This window comes from Bradyrhizobium sp. KB893862 SZCCT0404 (assembly GCF_018130885.1).
In the GTDB taxonomy this organism is placed as follows: domain Bacteria; phylum Pseudomonadota; class Alphaproteobacteria; order Rhizobiales; family Xanthobacteraceae; genus Bradyrhizobium; species Bradyrhizobium stylosanthis.
The window spans coordinates 728,144-744,636 of the sequence record NZ_JAFCLT010000003.1; the positions used below are offsets into that span (position 1 = coordinate 728,144).

General features: G+C 65.4%; 21 protein-coding genes. 12 read left to right on the forward strand and 9 right to left on the reverse strand.

From position 1 onward, the window contains the following. Positions 1 to 143: 143 nt before the first annotated feature. On the reverse strand, positions 144 to 1,028 hold the full coding sequence (locus tag JQ617_RS17465) for a dihydrodipicolinate synthase family protein (RefSeq protein ID WP_212027367.1): 885 nt from the start codon (positions 1,026 to 1,028) through the stop codon (positions 144 to 146). A gap of 169 nt (positions 1,029 to 1,197) precedes the next feature. Between JQ617_RS17465 and JQ617_RS17470 the strand changes: the two genes are divergently transcribed. Next, the gene (locus JQ617_RS17470; protein ID WP_212027368.1) at positions 1,198 to 2,610 is read left to right on the forward strand and encodes an FAD-binding oxidoreductase; all 1,413 of its coding nucleotides are present in this window, start codon (positions 1,198 to 1,200) and stop codon (positions 2,608 to 2,610) included. A gap of 12 nt (positions 2,611 to 2,622) precedes the next feature. Continuing rightward, positions 2,623 to 3,303 carry a GntR family transcriptional regulator gene (locus tag JQ617_RS17475; RefSeq protein ID WP_212027369.1) on the forward strand — a complete coding sequence of 227 codons (681 nt, stop codon included), beginning with the start codon at positions 2,623 to 2,625 and terminating at the stop codon, positions 3,301 to 3,303. Between the two features lie 5 nt (positions 3,304 to 3,308). On the opposite strand, the gene JQ617_RS17480 is transcribed toward JQ617_RS17475, so the two are convergent. The 3 genes from JQ617_RS17480 to JQ617_RS17490 all read right to left on the reverse strand — a co-directional run bounded on the left by JQ617_RS17480 (position 3,309) and on the right by JQ617_RS17490 (position 4,833). Next, positions 3,309 to 3,473, reverse strand: coding sequence for a hypothetical protein (locus JQ617_RS17480; protein ID WP_212027370.1), 165 nt, complete (start codon positions 3,471 to 3,473; stop codon positions 3,309 to 3,311). 161 nt (positions 3,474 to 3,634) lie between these two features. Further along, positions 3,635 to 4,579 carry a DMT family transporter gene (locus JQ617_RS17485; RefSeq protein WP_212027371.1) on the reverse strand — a complete coding sequence of 315 codons (945 nt, stop codon included), beginning with the start codon at positions 4,577 to 4,579 and terminating at the stop codon, positions 3,635 to 3,637. A gap of 68 nt (positions 4,580 to 4,647) precedes the next feature. After that, the gene (locus JQ617_RS17490; RefSeq protein ID WP_212027372.1) at positions 4,648 to 4,833 is read right to left on the reverse strand and encodes a hypothetical protein; all 186 of its coding nucleotides are present in this window, start codon (positions 4,831 to 4,833) and stop codon (positions 4,648 to 4,650) included. A 156-nt stretch (positions 4,834 to 4,989) separates the two neighbouring features. Between JQ617_RS17490 and JQ617_RS17495 the strand changes: the two genes are divergently transcribed. Together JQ617_RS17495 and JQ617_RS17500 are read left to right on the forward strand one after the other, a co-directional pair. After that, positions 4,990 to 5,856 (forward strand): beta-keto acid cleavage family enzyme, encoded by an 867-nt coding sequence (locus JQ617_RS17495; protein WP_212027373.1) that lies wholly within the window; start codon positions 4,990 to 4,992, stop codon positions 5,854 to 5,856. 84 nt (positions 5,857 to 5,940) lie between these two features. After that, positions 5,941 to 7,962, forward strand: a complete 2,022-nt coding sequence (locus tag JQ617_RS17500; RefSeq protein WP_063693303.1) for a YgiQ family radical SAM protein — start codon at positions 5,941 to 5,943, stop codon at positions 7,960 to 7,962. A 16-nt stretch (positions 7,963 to 7,978) separates the two neighbouring features. Here JQ617_RS17500 and JQ617_RS17505 read toward each other — a convergent pair whose 3' ends face one another. Beyond that, positions 7,979 to 8,272 carry a DUF718 domain-containing protein gene (locus JQ617_RS17505; RefSeq protein WP_212027374.1) on the reverse strand — a complete coding sequence of 98 codons (294 nt, stop codon included), beginning with the start codon at positions 8,270 to 8,272 and terminating at the stop codon, positions 7,979 to 7,981. Positions 8,273 to 8,553: 281 nt separating this feature from the next. Here JQ617_RS17505 and JQ617_RS17510 point away from each other — a divergent pair, with 281 nt between their 5' ends. Together JQ617_RS17510 and JQ617_RS17515 are read left to right on the forward strand one after the other, a co-directional pair. After that, positions 8,554 to 9,012: an Rrf2 family transcriptional regulator gene (locus tag JQ617_RS17510; protein WP_212027375.1), complete on the forward strand. Its 459-nt coding sequence runs from the start codon at positions 8,554 to 8,556 to the stop codon at positions 9,010 to 9,012. Continuing rightward, a complete protein-coding gene (locus tag JQ617_RS17515) occupies positions 9,012 to 9,722 on the forward strand; it encodes a class I SAM-dependent methyltransferase (protein ID WP_212027376.1) in 711 nt (236 codons plus the stop codon). Before JQ617_RS17510 ends, JQ617_RS17515 begins: the two co-directional genes overlap by 1 nt. A gap of 58 nt (positions 9,723 to 9,780) precedes the next feature. On the opposite strand, the gene JQ617_RS17520 is transcribed toward JQ617_RS17515, so the two are convergent. Further along, entirely contained in the window at positions 9,781 to 10,116 is a 336-nt protein-coding gene (locus tag JQ617_RS17520) for a hypothetical protein (RefSeq protein WP_249157148.1), read from the reverse strand. Positions 10,117 to 10,290: 174 nt separating this feature from the next. Here JQ617_RS17520 and JQ617_RS17525 point away from each other — a divergent pair, with 174 nt between their 5' ends. After that, the gene (locus JQ617_RS17525; protein WP_212027377.1) at positions 10,291 to 11,409 is read left to right on the forward strand and encodes an AraC family transcriptional regulator; all 1,119 of its coding nucleotides are present in this window, start codon (positions 10,291 to 10,293) and stop codon (positions 11,407 to 11,409) included. Positions 11,410 to 11,418: 9 nt separating this feature from the next. Then, on the forward strand, positions 11,419 to 12,441 hold the full coding sequence (locus tag JQ617_RS17530) for an LLM class flavin-dependent oxidoreductase (protein WP_212027378.1): 1,023 nt from the start codon (positions 11,419 to 11,421) through the stop codon (positions 12,439 to 12,441). 39 nt (positions 12,442 to 12,480) lie between these two features. Here JQ617_RS17530 and JQ617_RS17535 read toward each other — a convergent pair whose 3' ends face one another. Next, positions 12,481 to 13,323, reverse strand: coding sequence for a hypothetical protein (locus tag JQ617_RS17535; protein WP_212027379.1), 843 nt, complete (start codon positions 13,321 to 13,323; stop codon positions 12,481 to 12,483). Between the two features lie 438 nt (positions 13,324 to 13,761). Here JQ617_RS17535 and JQ617_RS17540 point away from each other — a divergent pair, with 438 nt between their 5' ends. Genes JQ617_RS17540 through JQ617_RS17550 form a run of 3 tightly spaced genes read left to right on the forward strand, consistent with a single transcriptional unit; the run spans position 13,762 to position 15,179 of the window. Then, entirely contained in the window at positions 13,762 to 14,298 is a 537-nt protein-coding gene (locus JQ617_RS17540) for a hypothetical protein (protein ID WP_212027380.1), read from the forward strand. Between the two features lie 59 nt (positions 14,299 to 14,357). After that, complete coding sequence (locus JQ617_RS17545; RefSeq protein WP_212027381.1) at positions 14,358 to 14,711, forward strand: hypothetical protein; 354 nt, start codon at positions 14,358 to 14,360, stop codon at positions 14,709 to 14,711. Positions 14,712 to 14,750: 39 nt separating this feature from the next. After that, positions 14,751 to 15,179, forward strand: a complete 429-nt coding sequence (locus tag JQ617_RS17550; protein WP_212027382.1) for a hypothetical protein — start codon at positions 14,751 to 14,753, stop codon at positions 15,177 to 15,179. A 67-nt stretch (positions 15,180 to 15,246) separates the two neighbouring features. Here the strand turns inward: JQ617_RS17550 and JQ617_RS17555 are convergent, their stop codons facing one another. Continuing rightward, positions 15,247 to 15,702, reverse strand: a complete 456-nt coding sequence (locus JQ617_RS17555) for a hypothetical protein (RefSeq protein ID WP_212027383.1) — start codon at positions 15,700 to 15,702, stop codon at positions 15,247 to 15,249. 10 nt (positions 15,703 to 15,712) lie between these two features. After that, positions 15,713 to 15,931, reverse strand: coding sequence for a hypothetical protein (locus JQ617_RS17560; protein ID WP_212027384.1), 219 nt, complete (start codon positions 15,929 to 15,931; stop codon positions 15,713 to 15,715). 214 nt (positions 15,932 to 16,145) lie between these two features. On the opposite strand from JQ617_RS17560, the gene JQ617_RS17565 reads away from it, so the two are divergent. Next, entirely contained in the window at positions 16,146 to 16,472 is a 327-nt protein-coding gene (locus JQ617_RS17565; RefSeq protein WP_212027385.1) for a hypothetical protein, read from the forward strand. Positions 16,473 to 16,493 lie beyond the last annotated feature (21 nt).

A 16,493-nucleotide genomic window follows, 5' to 3' on the forward strand; every position in this document is an offset into this window, starting at 1 on the left:
GAGAACCGTAAGGCGACTTGAATCGCTCTAGTGTTGAATCGTTCTAAGCGCCGAGGGCACCGAACATCAATCTCCGATTGATCTCACGGAAATTGCGACACGCTGCGCGAGAATGCGCGGCAGCATGTCGCAATGTCGTGATCTCACGCGACGGCGGGAGCAATCAACTCGTCGAGCTTACGCTTGAGCGCCGCACCATCGGACGAGGCACGCAGCGGCGGGCGCACGCGCAGCCAGGATGCGTCTCCCGTCTGCGCCGCGAGGATCGCCTTCAGCGTCGCGGTGAACGAGGGTGTCTTCAGCACGATGTCGATCGCGGCCTGCATGCGCGCTTCGACGTCCTTGCCGTCGACCATGCCCTTGACCAGCCCGGGCACGGCATTGGCCATGCCGCAGATGGTGCCGGCGCCGCCGGCGGCAATGGCGCGGGTGATGTCGGCTTCGTTGCCGACGGTGATGGCGAGTTCGGGCGCGGCGGCACGGAACGCCTGAAACTGCTTGAAGTCGCCGCTGGAGTCTTTCAGGCCGGCGACAACCTTGCCGTAGCGCTTGCGCAGGCTTGCGGCGACTGTCGTCGGGATCGCGACGCCCGAGGCCTGCGGGATGTGATAGAGATAGGCGCGCAGGCGGTCGTCAGCGACACCGTCGAAGATCGCCGCGAACGCATCCTCGATGCCCTCGGGCGAGACGCCGCGATCGAAATAGGGCGGCAGCATCAGCACGTGGCGCAGGCCAAGGCCGAGCACCGCGCGCGTCAGCGCGATGCTGTCGGTGATGGCGGGAAAGCCGCCGCCGATTCCGATCCGCTCCGGCGCGACGCCCGCCTTGAGCACGGCCTCGATGGTGGCGACACGTTCGGCGGCATTGAACGAGGTGCCTTCGCCGGTGGTGCCGAACAGCACGACGCCGTCGACGCCCTTGCCGAACAGATGCTTGGCGTGTGCCGCGAGCTTGGCGGAGTCCACACTGCCGTCGGCCGCCAGCGGCGTTGCCGATGCCACCCAGAACCCGCGAATTGCCTCCGTCATCAGACCCGCCCTTTGCTGCGATCCCGGACCGGCCTCCGATCATCTTAGGGCCGTTCCGAGTGATTGTTTTTGCTTTACTTTTTATCTTGTACCTTACATACAAGACGAACGCAAATCCTTTCCACCGTCACGGCGCGCATGAGACGCAGCCGAATTCAGGAGGTCTCGCATGAACATGGTGAGCCCCATCGAGCGTCCCGACCAGGTGCTCGGCGCCCTGCGCGACCGGCTCGGCGCGACCGCCGTGCTGATCGGCAGCGAGGTGCCGGCGCGCAATTGCAACGACTGGAGCGCGAGCCTGCCGCAGACACCGCGCGCGGTGATCCGCCCGCTCGACGCGCAGGGCGTTGCCGACGCGATTACCACCTGCCGGCAGGCGCGCCTGCCCTTCGTGCCGCAGGGCGGATTGACCGGGCTGTGCCGCGGCGCCTCGCCTGAAACAGGCTGGGTTGCGATCTCGCTGGAACGCATGACCGGCATCGAGGAGATCGATCCCGCCTCGATGACGATGACCGTGAAGGCGGGCACGCCGCTGGAGACGATCCAGAAGGCCGCGGACGAGGCCGGCTTCTTCTTTCCGCTCGATCTCGGCTCGCGCGGCTCCTGCGCCATCGGCGGCAACCTCTCCACCAATGCCGGCGGCAACCGCGTCATCCGCTACGGCATGACCCGCGAGCTGGTGCTCGGCCTCGAAGTGGTGCTGCCCGACGGCACCATCATCACCAATCTCAACAAGTTGATGAAGAACAACGCCGGCTACGATTTGAAGCATCTGTTCATCGGGTCGGAAGGTACCCTCGGCATCATCACGCGCGTCGTGCTGAAACTGTTCCCGAAGCCGCGCTCGACCATGGCGGCGCTCTGCGCGCTGAAGGACTACGCGGCGGTGATCGACCTGCTCGGTGCCGCGCGCAGCGGGCTCGGACCGCTGTTGTCGGCGTTCGAGGTGATGTGGCCGGATTATTGGGACGTGATCACGAATCGCGCCGGCGTGAAGCCGCCGGTCGCGCCGGGCCACGGTCTCTACGTGCTGGTCGAGGCGCAAGGCACCGACGAGAGCATCGATGCGCCGCGTTTCCAGGCCTGGCTCGAAGAGCTGATGGAGCGCGGACTGCTCGCCGACGCCGCCGTGGCGCAATCGCTGGCGCAGACGCAGGCCTTCTGGCGCGTGCGCGACATCTGCGCCGAGTTCAGCCAGGTGCTGGGGCCGCACATCTCCTACGACATCGGCCTTGCGGTGTCGCGCATGGACGAGTTCGTCACGCGCTGCAAGGCGGCGCTGGCTGACGGCATCAAGGGCTGCGAGAGCGTCTATTACGGCCATATCGGCGACGGCAACCTGCACTTGGTCTCCTGGGTCACCGGCCTCACGGTCGAGCAGCAGCCGAAGGAGGAGATGGACGCGATCATCTACGGTCTCGTCCGCGAGATGGGTGGCAGTGTCTCCGCCGAGCACGGCATCGGCACGCTGAAGAAGAAGTGGCTGGGCCATGCAAGGAGCGAGCCCGAGATCGCGCTGATGCGGACGCTGAAGGCCGCGCTCGATCCCGATCATCTGCTCAATCCCGGCAAGGTCATCTGAGCGGAAGCGCGCATGCGGTCACTCAAGCTCGATACGCCGAAATCGCTGTCGCAGCGCGTGATGCAGCGCCTCCGCCAGGCGATCATCGAGGGCGAGTTTGCGCTCGGCGCGACGATCTCGGAAGAGATGGTGGCAAATTCCTTCGGCGTCAGCCGCACGCCGGTGCGCGAGGCTTTGGGTCAGTTGCAGGCGCAGGGTCTCGTGGTGATCCGTCCGCAGGTCGGCAGTTTTGTCTTCACGCCAAGCGCGGACGACATTACCGCGCTCTGCACCTTCCGCATCGCACTCGAGCCCAAGGCCGCCGAGCTCGCCTTTCGCCACGACCGCGACGGCGCGATCGCCGCGATGAACGATGCGATCGCGGCGATGGAGCCCGCGATCGCGGCCAAGGACAACATCGCCTATGGCCGCGCCGATGCCGCGTTCCACGAAGCGCTGTTCACCCATTGCGGCAACCGCTATCTCGCCGAGTCCTACCAGCTGGTCGCAGGCCGCGTCGCCGCGCTGCGCACCAATCTGACCTCGCCGATCGACGTGCGCACGCGCACCTCCTTCGACGAGCACCGCAAGCTGCTCGATCTGTTCGCGCGCGGCGAGTTTGCCACGTTCGCGGCGAGCATGACCACGCACATCACCAATTCGGGTGTGGTCTATGCCAAGGCCTTGAAAGTGGACGCGTTGAAGGTGGACTGAGCGGATTACCGCGCGTCCCTCGATCCCGGCCTGTCCAGAAAATCCAGCGCGGTGTTGATCTGTTCGAGCTGGTGCTCGATCTTGTCGCGGTCCTCGACCGAGGCCGCCTTCTCGAGCTGTTCCACGAGCTTCTGCTTTCGCGACAGCAAGTTCTCTATGACTGTACTCACCGCTCCCCCATCGCCCGGTGGCGAATATCGAGGCAGTCCAGGCTTTGGACCAAATCTTGGGCGCGAACGCGCGCGGACCGGGTCCGCCGCAAACCCTCCATCAGGAATGTTCGCCACGGCGGAAGGTTCCTGCGCGTGAACCATAATGTGTGCCGATGGCGCTATCGCCGCAAACTGGCCCAGACACCGCCGAGGATCAGCAAGCCGCCGACAAGGTGGATCAATCTGGGCGGCTCGCCCAGGATGGCGAATGACAGCAGGGCGCTCGCGATCGGCCCGAGATAGAGCACAAGCGAGGTGCGCACCGAGCCGAACTTGCCCCCGAGCCAGGCAAAGCCGGCATAGGCGAGCAGGCCGGGAACGATCCCGGCGAAAACATAGGCCGACAGCGCCTTTGTGCTAAAGACCAGCGCCGGCATGGTCCACATCTCCCAAGCCGCGAGCGGCAGGGAGAACAGAGCGCCGGTGGCCGAGAACAGGCTCATGCGCGCCAGCAGCGAGGCCTTCGGCGCGGCGCGCGATTGCAGCAGCGTGTAGCCGGACCAACCGAGCATCGCGATGACGACGAGGCCGTCGCCCGATGCCGTCTCCAGCGCGAACAAGGTCTCCGGATGGCCGCCGGAAATGATGAGCAGCGCGCCCGACAGCGCGAGTGCCGTGCCGAGCCATTGCAGCGGGCCGACATGCTCGATGCCGAGTACTGCCGAAATCATCAGCACCGTGATCGGCGACAACGCCATGATCAGCGCGATGTGGATCGCCGTCGTCGACACGCCCGCGGCATAGACGGGTCCGCCGCACAGGAACATGCCCATGAAGCCGGCCGCAAAGATCGGCCAGAGATTTTTCCCCAGCGGCACGCGGCCGTCGCGGATCTCCCTGAATGCGATCGGCGCAAGCCCGATGGCGACGATGCTCCAGCGGAAGAAGGCGAGCGCGAAGGACGGGACCGATCCTGCAAGCCCGCGCGCGAGAATCTGGTTGGAAGCCTGTGCGGTCGCGACCAGGATGAAGCCGATCAGCGCGATCGCGCCAAGCCAGGCGCCGGCGGACAATGCCGTGCCCGCGGCCGCCCCGCTGCGATCGTCTGATGTGCCCTTGCCCATGGAGTGACCGAATACTCCATGGCAGCGACAGTGAGAACTGGGATCGCCGCATGCGACGATTGCAGCGCTCAATGGGTCGAAACGACGCTCGCAATCTGCACCGGCGCGAGGTGGGGCCGGACCACGGCGACCGAGAGCACTGCAAACAGCACGCAGACCATGCCGAGCCGCATCCGCACCGTCCTGCGATCGCTGATCGGCAGGAACAGGAAAAACAGGATCGCCAGGACCAACAGCACGTCGATCAGGAACATGGATCTCTCCCTCGAAACTGGGGCGAGGATGACGCGATGGAGCCGGGCGGTATGTGGGCGGCGTCACATAGCCGACGGCGCTGATTTCGCGCGACATGCATGATACGGTCGCGCAAAACAGATTCCGGCCGTTCCGGCGGATCAGGGAGGCGCGCCATGCACAAGGTCTGGATCGAAGCGGCGTTGAACGGACCGTGGAGCCGCGCGCTGCAGCCCGGCATCCCCGACACGATCGAGGCGATCGTCGCCGAGGGCATCGCCTGCGCGAAAGCGGGTGCTGCGATCATTCACACCCATGCCTATGACGGCGGCGGGCCGCAGACTTTCGATTGGCAGGTCTATGCCCGCATCATCGAGGGCATTCGCGCCAAGGTCGACGTGCCGGTCTACCCCTCTATCCCCGGCCTCGATGCGCGCGGCAACGTTGCCGACCCCAGGGCGCGCTTTGCTCATATCGAGGCGCTGGCCGAGCGCGGCCTGCTCGAATTCGCGGTGGTCGATCCCGGGAGCGTCAACTTCACGCTGACATCGGCCACGGCGGAGGCCAGGCCGGCGGAGACCTATCTCAATCCGGAAACTCATATCCGCCACGGGCTTGCCGTTGCCGCGCGCCACAACATCCATCCTGCTTTCGCGATCTACGAGCCGGGCTTCATCCGCGCAGGTGCGGCGCTGGCGCGCGCGAGCGGCGTGAAGTCGCCGGTCTACCGCTTCATGTTCTCGCAGCAATTCGCGTTCTGCTTTCCGCCGAAGCCCTACGGCCTCGCGGCACTGGTCACGCTGACTGAGGAGGAAGCACCTGGTGCGCCCTGGATGGTCTCCGGCCTCGGCGTCGACATCACGCCGCTGATCGGCGAGGCCGTGGCGCGGGGCGGCCATATCCGGGTCGGGCTCGAGGATGCGCTCTTGGGCTCGACGGCGACCAATTCCGGCCTCGTCGAGGACGCGGTCCGGAGGGTGCGCGAGCATGGCGGGGAGCCGGCCACCACGGCCGAGGTCCGGCGGGCGCTGGCGAAGGGTTAACGCGCCCGAACGACTACGGAACCTCAATCTTTTCACGCGTCCGTCGGTTGAATTTGGGGGCCTGGAGTCCTATCCCTTGGCCCCATGGACATCCAGATCATCGCCGCCGAAAAGCCCCTGATGGCCCAGGCGCGCCCGCGCAAGCCGGCGCCGTTCCTTCCCATGAGCCGCGCCGAGATGGACGCGCTCGGCTGGGATGCCTGCGACATCGTGCTGGTGACCGGGGACGCCTATGTCGACCATCCGAGCTTCGGCATGGCCATCATCGGCCGCCTGCTCGAGGCGCAGGGCTTCCGCGTCGGCATCATTGCCCAGCCCGACTGGCAGTCGGCCGAGCCGTTCAAGGCGCTGGGCAAGCCAAAAGTGTTCTTCGGCGTCACCGGCGGCAACATGGATTCCATGGTGAACCGCTACACCGCGGACCGGCGCATCCGCAGCGACGACGCCTACACGGCCGGCGGCGAAGGCGGCAAGCGGCCGGACCGCTGCACCATCGTCTACGCCCAGCGCTGCCGCGAGGCGTTCAAGGATGTGCCGATCGTGCTCGGCGGCATCGAGGCCTCGCTGCGCCGGATCGCGCATTACGACTACTGGTCCGACAAGGTGCGCCGCTCGGTGCTGGCGGACGCCAAGGCGGACCTCCTGCTCTACGGCAATGCCGAGCGGGCCGTCGTCGAAGTCGCGCAAAGGCTTGCTGCGGGCGAAGCGCCGCGCGAGCTCGACGACGTCAGAGGCGTCGCGCTGTTCCGCCGCGTGCCGGAAGACTACACCGAGCTGCACGCCGACGATCTCGATTCCGCCGATGAAGGCGCCACGCGCCAGAAGGGCGCGACCGTGATCCGCCTGCCCGCACTGGAGCAGGTCGAGCAGGACAAGGAAGCCTATGCCCGCGCCTCGCGCGTGCTGCACCGGGAGAGCAATCCCGGCAATGCGCGGCCGCTGGTGCAGCGTCACGGCGACCGCGACCTCTGGCTCAACCCGCCGCCGATCCCGCTGACCTCAGACGAGATGGACGCGGTCTACGACCTGCCTTACGCCCGCGCGCCGCATCCCTCCTATGGCGATGCGAAGATCCCGGCGTGGGACATGATCAAGTTCTCGGTCACGATCATGCGCGGCTGCTTCGGCGGCTGCACCTTCTGCTCGATCACCGAGCACGAGGGCCGCATCATCCAGAACCGCTCGGAGGGTTCGATCCTGCGCGAGATCGAAAAGATCCGCGACAAGACGCCGGGCTTCACCGGCGTCATCTCCGACATCGGCGGCCCCACCGCCAACATGTACCGGATGGCGTGCAAGGACCCGAAGGTCGAGGCCGCGTGCCGCCGGCCGTCCTGCGTCTTCCCCGAGATCTGCCCGAACCTCAACACCTCGCATGACGATTTGATCCGGCTCTATCGCAAGGTGCGCGAGACCAAGGGCATCAAGAAGGTGATGGTCGCCTCCGGCGTGCGCTACGACCTCGCGGTCGAGAGCCCCGAATACATCAAGGAGCTCGTCACCCATCACGTCGGCGGCTACCTCAAGATCGCGCCCGAGCATACCGAGCGCGGCCCGCTCGACAAGATGATGAAGCCGGGCATCGGCGCCTACAACAAGTTCAAGCGGATGTTCGACGAAGCGGCCGAGCGCGCCGGCAAGAAGTACTATCTGATCCCCTACTTCATCGCGGCGCATCCGGGCACGACCGACGAGGACATGATGAACCTCGCGCTGTGGCTGAAGAAGAACCGCTATCGCGCCGATCAGGTGCAGACCTTCCTGCCCTCGCCGATGGCGACGGCGACCGCGATGTACCACACCGGCGTCAACCCGCTGCGCGGCGTGCGCCACGGCGGCAGCGACAAGGTCGAGGCGATCAAGGGCCTGCGCCAGCGCCGCCTACACAAGGCGTTCCTGCGCTATCACGACCCCGACAATTGGCCGGTGCTGCGCGAGGCCTTGATCGAGATGGGCCGCCGCGACCTGATCGGATCGCAGCCGCACCAGCTCGTCCCCGCGCATCAGCCGCCCGGCACCGGCAAGGCCGCCGGCACCAGGCGCCCCGTGCGCCCCGGCGGCAAGACGCAGAAGTTCACGACCAAGGGCCTGCGGGTGATGAAGTAGCGGCGCTACGCGCCCGCTAGAGATCGAGCACGGCCTCTCCCGAAACGGCATCCGTCACGCCGCGTCCGTTGCCCTGGTCCTCGAGCACGGACCTGAAGCTGTCGAGTGTCTTGATCATCGCGGGTCGCGCCGCCATCAGCGCGTCCTGGCTGGCCCAGGTGCCGATCAGGCAAAAGGTCTGCTCGCCGGTCTTGATGATGACGCCGTGATCGAGGCCCGGCCATTTGGCCTTGCCGCCCCGGTGCGCGTCGAGGAAGGCAGCTTCCTCGCCCTGCTTCACCTTGAACTTCACCACATTATAAACTTGCATGATGCGCCTCCCGAAAATGGATTGATGAAAACGAGGGCCGTTCGAGGTTGAGGACGAAACGTCCCATCGGTCGCCTCGGCCAATTGTTGCCCCCGCGCGCTGTGCCGTCACCGCGACAAATCATCATGCCGACGAGGGAAATCGCAAGGCCCACGCAAAAGTGTCGAAAACAACCCCATGCACAGTAGACGGCATGAGCGGGATCAAGGGCTTAGGCGCTTCTGCAAAATGTTGCCCTCCATCGGTTGATCTCGGCGCCGATATGTAACATATGAAGTTACATGAGACGAGACAGTCGACTATCCGGCGTGCTGCACGTCCTGCTCCACATGGCGCAGCAGCCCGGCCCCTTCACGTCCGACACGCTGGCAAAGGCGATGGACACCAATCCCGTCGTGATCCGCCGCATCATGGCGGGCCTGCGCGAACTCGGCTACGTCCGCTCCGAGAAGGGGCACGGCGGCGGCTGGACGCTGGCCTGCGATCTTTCCAGGGTGACGCTGCGCGACGTCTACACCGCGCTCGGCAGCCCGCAGCTGCTGGCCATGGGCAACCGGACGGAGGCGCCGGGTTGCCTGGTCGAACAGGCCGTCAACGCCGCGCTGGACCGGGCCTTCGCCGATGCGGAGACGCTGCTGCTGTCGCGCTTCGGCGAGGTGACGCTGGCGATGCTCGCCGACGATCTGCGCAAGCGGCTCGGATCACGAAGGCATCAAGGCATCGACGCGCATCACGCGTGATGAACTCCAGTCAGCAGGACGACATCGTGACCGACATTCAAAGCGCGTTCGCCGATCCGCAGATGGTGGCCAAATACACCGAGGGACCGCCGCGGTTCGTTCCCGGCTACAATTCCATGCTCTCCATGGCAGCGATCCTTCTGGCCGAACACGCGCGTGAGGATGCACGAATCCTCGTGCTCGGCGCCGGCGGCGGACTGGAGCTGACGGCCTTTGCGCAGGCGCAGCCGCGCTGGACTTTTGACGGCGTGGACCCGTCCGTGCCGATGCTCGACCTCGCGAGGCACACGCTCGGCCCGCTGGCGCCGCGCGCACATCTGCATCAAGGCTATATCGACGATGCGCCAGAAGGACCGTTCGACGGCGCGACGTGCATCTTGACCCTGCACTTCGTGAGCGCCGCGGAGCGGCTGCGGATCGCCTGCGAAATCCGCCGCCGTCTCAGGCCGGGTGCACCGTTCGTCGCGGCTCATTTCAGCATTCCCAATGGCGACGAGGAGCGGCCGGTCTGGCTGTCCCGGTATTCCGCGTTCCTGGCCGCGGCCGGCGTCGAGCCCGACAAGGCCGCCGCCGCCCGCAAGGCGGTCGACGGCCAATTGAGCATTCTGTCGCCCGAGCAAGATGAAATGATTTTGCGTCAGGCCGGCTTCTCGAACCCGACCCTGTTCTACACCGGCTTCACGTTCCGCGGCTGGGTCGCGTACGCCTGAAGCGATGCACGCGCTTCTTCGCGACGGGAGTTTCGGCTGAACGCGGCATTGCCGGCCGTCAGAGTTCGCCGACAGCACAGAGCGACGGCACTTCCGCAAGACGGCTCGCTTGCGTAGCAAAGTCCTCGAAGGCTGCGACCGCATCGCGCATGTTATGGCAACCGCGACTGTCGCGCGAGGCGTCGACGCGAAGGTCGAACAACTCCATCCAGAACAGAGGGCTGTCAGGCAAGCCGGCTCCCAACGCCTCGAACATGCTGATCTCGCAATCCCCGACCCGTTCGAGCGCAATCGTTCGGGAACCATGGACGATATGAGGAATTCCGAGCAATTTTCCGTAACCTCGCAATATCTTCACGTTGATGGGCGGCGCGACGCCGTCACTGCTGGACATCAGACCTTCGGTGGTTTTGGAGAGAATGGGGCGCCCCCGAGGACAAAGGACCAGTCTGAGGGCAGCGACTGATTTAAGTCACACGGCAAGGGCATTCTTGTTATCTTGAGCCAATAACTTGATTTTACGTGCCGCGATCGCGCCCCAACAACAGAACGACCAAAGGGGTTCGCTGTGCCTGCCGCCCGTTCGCATCAGTTCCAATCGCTACCCAGCGCCACCGGCGGAATCGCACGCCTGGTCTGGGCCCGCCTGCTGGAGGCCGGCATCCAGGCGGACAATCTGCTGGCCAAGGCCGGCTTGACGCGCGCGCAGATCGAAGATCGCAAGGCGCGCCTTGGCGCCGAAAGCCAGATCCGATTGCTGGAGCTTGGTGCCGAGGCGCTGCAGGACGACACGCTCGGATTTCATCTGGCACGGGACTTCGACCTGCGTGAAATCGGCCTGCTGTACTATGTCGCCGCGTCCTCCGGCACGGTTGCCGAAGCCTTGTCCAAGGCGGAGCGCTATTGCCACCTCGCCAATGAGGGGGTTTCACTGCGATTTGCCGCGAAGGAGATGAAAATTGCGCTGAGATATGTCGATATGGACCGGCGGTCGGACCGGCACCAGATGGAATTCTGGCTGACCACCATCATTCGAATCAACCGCGCCCTGACCAATCGCCGGCTGGTCCCCAGCCAGGTCCGGGTCGCGCATCGCCGCCGCACGACGCCCGCGGCCGTCAAGTCGTTCATGGGCTGCGAGATCGAGTACGGTTGCGACGCCGACGAGATCATCTTTCCTCAATCAACGGGCCTCATCCCGATCGAGAGCGCCGATCACTATCTGAACGATCTGCTGGTCACCTATTGCGAAGAGGCGCTGGCGCACCGCAACTCGCGCGCGACCTCGCTCAGATCGAGCGTCGAACATGCGATCGCTCCCCTGCTCCCGCATCGCGAGGCACGGGTCGAAGAGATCGCCCGCCGCCTGGGCATGAGCCATCGCACGCTGGTGCGGCGCCTCGCCCTGGAGGGATTGACCTTCAGCGGCGTCCTTGACGAGATGAAGATCGACCTCGCCAAGAGCTATCTGAAGAACGATGAACTGCCCATTTCGCAAACCGCCTGGCTGCTCGGCTACGGAGAAGTCAGCGCGTTCACCCATGCCTTCAAGCGCTGGACCGGCATGACGCCAAGGCAATGGCGTGCCCTGGACGTCCCCGAACCGGACCATGACGCAGGCGACAGGCCTGCTCGCGACGCCGTTTCCTCCGAGATGCCCATCGCAAATCGCCGCGACCATCCCTAAATTGCCTCCATGAAAAAGATCGGATTTCTGTCCTTCGGACACTGGACCCCCTCGCCGCAATCGCAGACCCGCTCGGCCGCGGACACGCTGCTGCAATCGATCGAGCTTGCCGTCGCGGCGGAACAGCTGGGAGCCGACGGCGCCTATTTCCGCGTGCATCACTTTGCGCGCCAGCTTGCTTCCCCCTTCCCGCTGCTCGCCGCCGTCGGCGCCCGGACAAGCAAGATCGAGATCGGCACCGCCGTGATCGACATGCGCTACGAGAACCCGCTCTACATGGTGGAGGACGCCGGCTCCGCCGACCTCATCGCCGGCGGCAGGCTGCAGCTCGGCATCAGCCGCGGCTCGCCCGAGCAGGTGATCGACGGCTGGCGCTACTTCGGCTATCGCCCGGCCGAGGGCACGAGCGACGCCGACATGGGCCGCCGTCATGCCGAAGTCTTCCTCGACCGCTTGCGCGGCGAGGGCTTTGCCGAGCCCAACCCGCAGCCGATGTTTCCGAACCCGCCGGGCCTGTTGCGCATCGAGCCGCATTCACAGGGCCTGCGCGAGCGCATCTGGTGGGGCGCCGGCTCCAACGCGACGGCGGTGTGGGCGGCCAAGCTCGGCATGAACCTGCAGAGCTCGACGCTGAAGAACGACGAGACCGGCGAAGCCTTCCACATGCAGCAGGCCGCGCAGATCCGCGCCTATCGCGCGGCGTGGAAGGAAGCCGGCCACACCCGCGAGCCCCGCGTCTCCGTCAGCCGCAGCATCTTCGCGCTGATGAACGACCGCGACCGCGCCTATTTCGGCGGCGAGCGCGGCGGCGAGGACCAGATCGGCTTCATCGACCCGCAGACGAGGGCGATCTTCGGGCGGAGTTATGCCGCGGAGCCGGATGCGCTCGTCGAGCAGCTCCGGCAGGACGAGGCGATCACGGAGGCCGATACGCTGCTGCTGACGATCCCGAACCAGCTCGGCGTCGCCTACTGTACGCATGCGATCGAGGCGATCCTGACGCATGTGGCGCCGGCGCTGGGGTGGCGGTGAGGTGCATCGCCGACTTGCGGAGGCCCGCGATTGAGGGCTTCAGACCATCGCGGCGACTTTAGGAAAGAGACGACTGAGTACATCCCTGTCGACGCCATCCGCACCTCGCCACCAGATGACCGGGTAGGTCCAGTCGTTGGCGCGATCGGGAGGCCGGTCCCGAAGCTCATCGGCTGTAAACGCCTGCAAAAAGCCGTTGCGGCCTGCCGGCTTGAGAACGCCGCAATAGCCGAGAATCTGGATGAGGACGCACCGCTCCGCGCGGTTCGACTTGATCACCTTGCCGAGGCGCTTTTCCAGCTCTTTCGGCCTCGCGACCGAAGCGAGAGAAGTGGCAGTGTCGAGTATCCGGGCCAGGATCGAACAATCCTCTTCTGTCGGTTCGATCAAATCAGCCTTTTCGAACTGCGTCAGGTCGAACCAGGAATACAGGGGATCGGCATGACGAATGCCGCCCCATCTCCACCTTTCGAAACTCAGGATATTCAGGTCCTGCTGCTCGGGACTAGCATGACCATAGCGCCCGCAGATGAGGCAATTCAACCGGCCGCTCGGCACTCGTCGTGCGGTCTGTTCATCGAGTCCATGAATCGGAAATTGCGCGGCGTAGGCGAAACTGCCCAGGGCTGAGCGCAACTCGAGGCGGCGCGTGCTGAGGCTTGCGAGGAATGCGTCCGCGACCCGTTGCAGATTCACGCGGGCGCGAACGGAAACGAGCCCTGCGACGATGTCGTCATGCGCCACGACGACGGGATCGAACATGTAGCCCGCCCGACGAGCATATTCGAACTCCGCCCGATCGACCGTTTCGTCTCGCTTCCAACCCTTGGGCGACCAATAGGTATCGAAGAGTATGCGAAGAGCCTTCTTGTCGTCAGACACGAGCGCCTCCTGCGCACGCACCGATAGCCGCTCGAAGCGCCGATCGGCAAATCCTGGCGGGCGCAGTCTTGCACCAAAATGGCGTCGCCCGGAACAAAATCGCGACGCGAATTCAACATGACACCGCCGGTGTCTCCCCCTCTTCCGGCTGACACGCGAAACGATCGATCGCAGACCGACACTGCACATCCGCAACAGGCTTGGATAACAGGCTTGGCGCCACCTCCCGCAAGCGCGGGAGAGACATCGGCTTGTCCTGCCGTCGCACATGAACCGCAAGTGAACAGGCACGATCATTTGTGCCCGCGGCAGATTCATTTCGGAACTACGTGCATTGCAGCGCGCGTCGATGTGTCCGGCGCAGGAACGTTTGCCCATTTGCATATTTATCCCGTGCCTGACTTGGCGATTTTTTGAAAACCCCTGGAGGAGATGGACATGAGGATCCTGAAGCTTTCTGTGGCTGCGGCTGCGCTGCTGGCCGGCACGGCGCTCGCCGTTGCGCAATCGAGTTCGACGGTCGGTACGGGCGGCTCTTCGGCCGGCGGCGGCACCAGCAATTCGACAGTCGGCACCGGCGGCTCTTCGGCCGGCTCGGGCAGTGGATCGGGCTCGGCTTCGACGCTCGGCACTGGCGGCTCGTCGGCAGGCGGCGGCACCAGCAGCTCGACCGTGGGCACCGGTGGCTCCGCGGCCGGCAGCGGCTCGGGTAGCGGCTCGGCCTCGACGCTCGGCACCGGTGGTTCGTCGGCCGGCGGCGGCAAGAGCTCGTCCAGCGTCGGCACCGGCGGCTCAGCTGCGGGCAGCGGCTCCAACTCCGCATCGACGGTCGGCACCGGCGGATCGTCGGCCGGCGGCGGCAAGAGCGGTTCGACCGTAGGCGCGGCCGGCTCGTCCGCGGGCCATGCCAGCGACATGGGCATGGAGAAGGGCAAAGGCCACCACAAGGGCGAGATGAAGAAGGACAAGGATTGATGCCTTGAGCGAGGAGCGGCAGCGATGCCGCTCCTCGTCCTTGTTGAAGGAGAATTCGCATGAACAGATCCATCATTGCGATCGCAGCGCTGGCCTTGATGAGCAGCGCAGCTCAGGCGGCCACCATGGAAAAGACCGGCAAGACGGCATCGGGCGAGACCTGCAAGGTCACGGTCGAGAAACATGCAGACGGCAGCATTTCGGCGGCCGGCGCATCGAGCTCGGGCACAACGGGATCGACCGCGTCGAGCGGCTCGCTTTCGAGCTCGAGCTCGGCGGGCGGATCGTCGGTGCATGTGCAGGCAGGCGGCGGCAACGTCTCGAGCTCGTCGTCGACGGCGGGCGGCCCTGGCTCCACCAGTGCCAGCACCATCACCGTCAACGGCTGCACGATCTCGACCTCGTCGCCCTAGCCACCTGAACGCATCGTCATCAACACAGAGGATTGAAACATGAGAACGCTTGTCACGACCTCGGCGGTCGCGCTTCTGCTTGCCGCCGCTTCACCCGCGCTTGCACAGAAGAGCATGACCGGAGGAACGGGCGGCTCGGCCGCGGTGGGCGGCACCTCCGCCTCCACCGTCGGCACCGGCGGCACCTCGACCTCGGCGACGGGCGGCACGGGCTCGTCGATCGCAGCCGGCGGAAGCGCCGCTGCCGCGAACGGCAGGGCGCAGACCGGCGTCAGCACCAACAAGGGCAACGGCCCCGTGCTCAATTCAAACGCCCGCGCACAGGCCCATGAGGGCGGCACGTTCAGCCGCTCGCATACGCGCACCAAGGTGAAGGCGGGCGAAGAAGTGGGCTCGACGACCAAGACGATGTCGCACACGCCAGGTTCGAAGCCGACCATGTCCACGACGTCGACGACCGCGCGCTAGACGAACCGCTGTATTCCTCACCACCTGCTGCCCGACCCCGTCGGGCAGCTTTTGTTTCGCCGTCGCTTCAGCCGCCGCTCAGGCTGTGGCTGATGCGCGTCACGATGCGGTCCCATTGCCGCTTCTCCGCCGCGGGGTAGTTGATCAGCACGCAGTGAACGTAGCGGCGTGAGAAGTTGCAGCGGTCGTACCAGATGGCACCGCGCTTGATGCTGGAGACCACGAAGAATTTTGGCGTGATCCGCTTGTAGACCATGCCGGACGGAGGATTCTTCCGGGCCAGAAATTCGGCCGGCGAGAGGCCTTGATCGGGAACGGCCTGCACGGTGAGATCCGCGCTGCCGTCCGAGTTTCGAAACCGTTCGCCGTAGCCGTCCGGTTTTCCGGCCGGCTCGGTGAAGACCGAGGTGGGAATGTCGACAGCAGTCCCGGATTCCACGATCCGGTAGGTGGTCCAGCTCTCCGCCCGGGCAGCGGACGATGCCGCGCAGAGTGCAACGATTACGGCAGCTGCGATCTTCATGTCGTCCTCATCATTGGCGCGGCGCCAATTGCAATTCCATCAAGGCGATCCGCTGCAGGGCGACGGGATCGCGCTCGCCCGTGCCGGCCGTGCGCAGGATGGATTCGGCGAGTGCATTGACGTGCGAGGAATGCACGGGCTCCGGCAGGGTCGCGACCGCAGCCTCCAGTGCGGCGGTCATGAGCTCGATCACCTCGGGGGAAAATGCGGCGTTGGACAAGTTCTTCATCGCTCGGACCGGCCGCGGCTGCGGGCCGTCTGTTCAATGCCGGGAAAAAATGGAAGTTCCTGCGTGACGCTGGAATCCCGTGGCCGCCTTTCTCGCCTTCGGGAGTGCGACAAAACACGGCACCGGCATTGTGGGAACTGACGCCGGGCCACGGCATTTTGCGTCGGCTACGCCGATCGGCCCCTCGCGTTCCTTCGCATCGAAGGGAGTTCACATGCCGACCAAGCCGACCATCGCGCGCATCTGGCGCGGACGTACCCGGCGCGACGCCGCCGACGCCTACCAGGCTTACCTGCAAGCCGAAGGCATTCCGCCGCTGATGAAGACGGCCCTTGGCGTGCAGCAATTGCGCGAGGACCGCGATGCGGAGACGTGGTTCACCACCATCTCCTACTGGGCGGATATCGACGCGATGTCGGCATTCACCAGAGGCGAGCCGAGCAAGGTTCACCATCTCGCGCGCGATCCGGAATTCCTGATCGAGCTGCCGGAGCGCATCGAGATCCACCGCGTCCTGATCGACGAACAGGGGCTACGCTGAACGCCGCCGTGCATCTCCCGC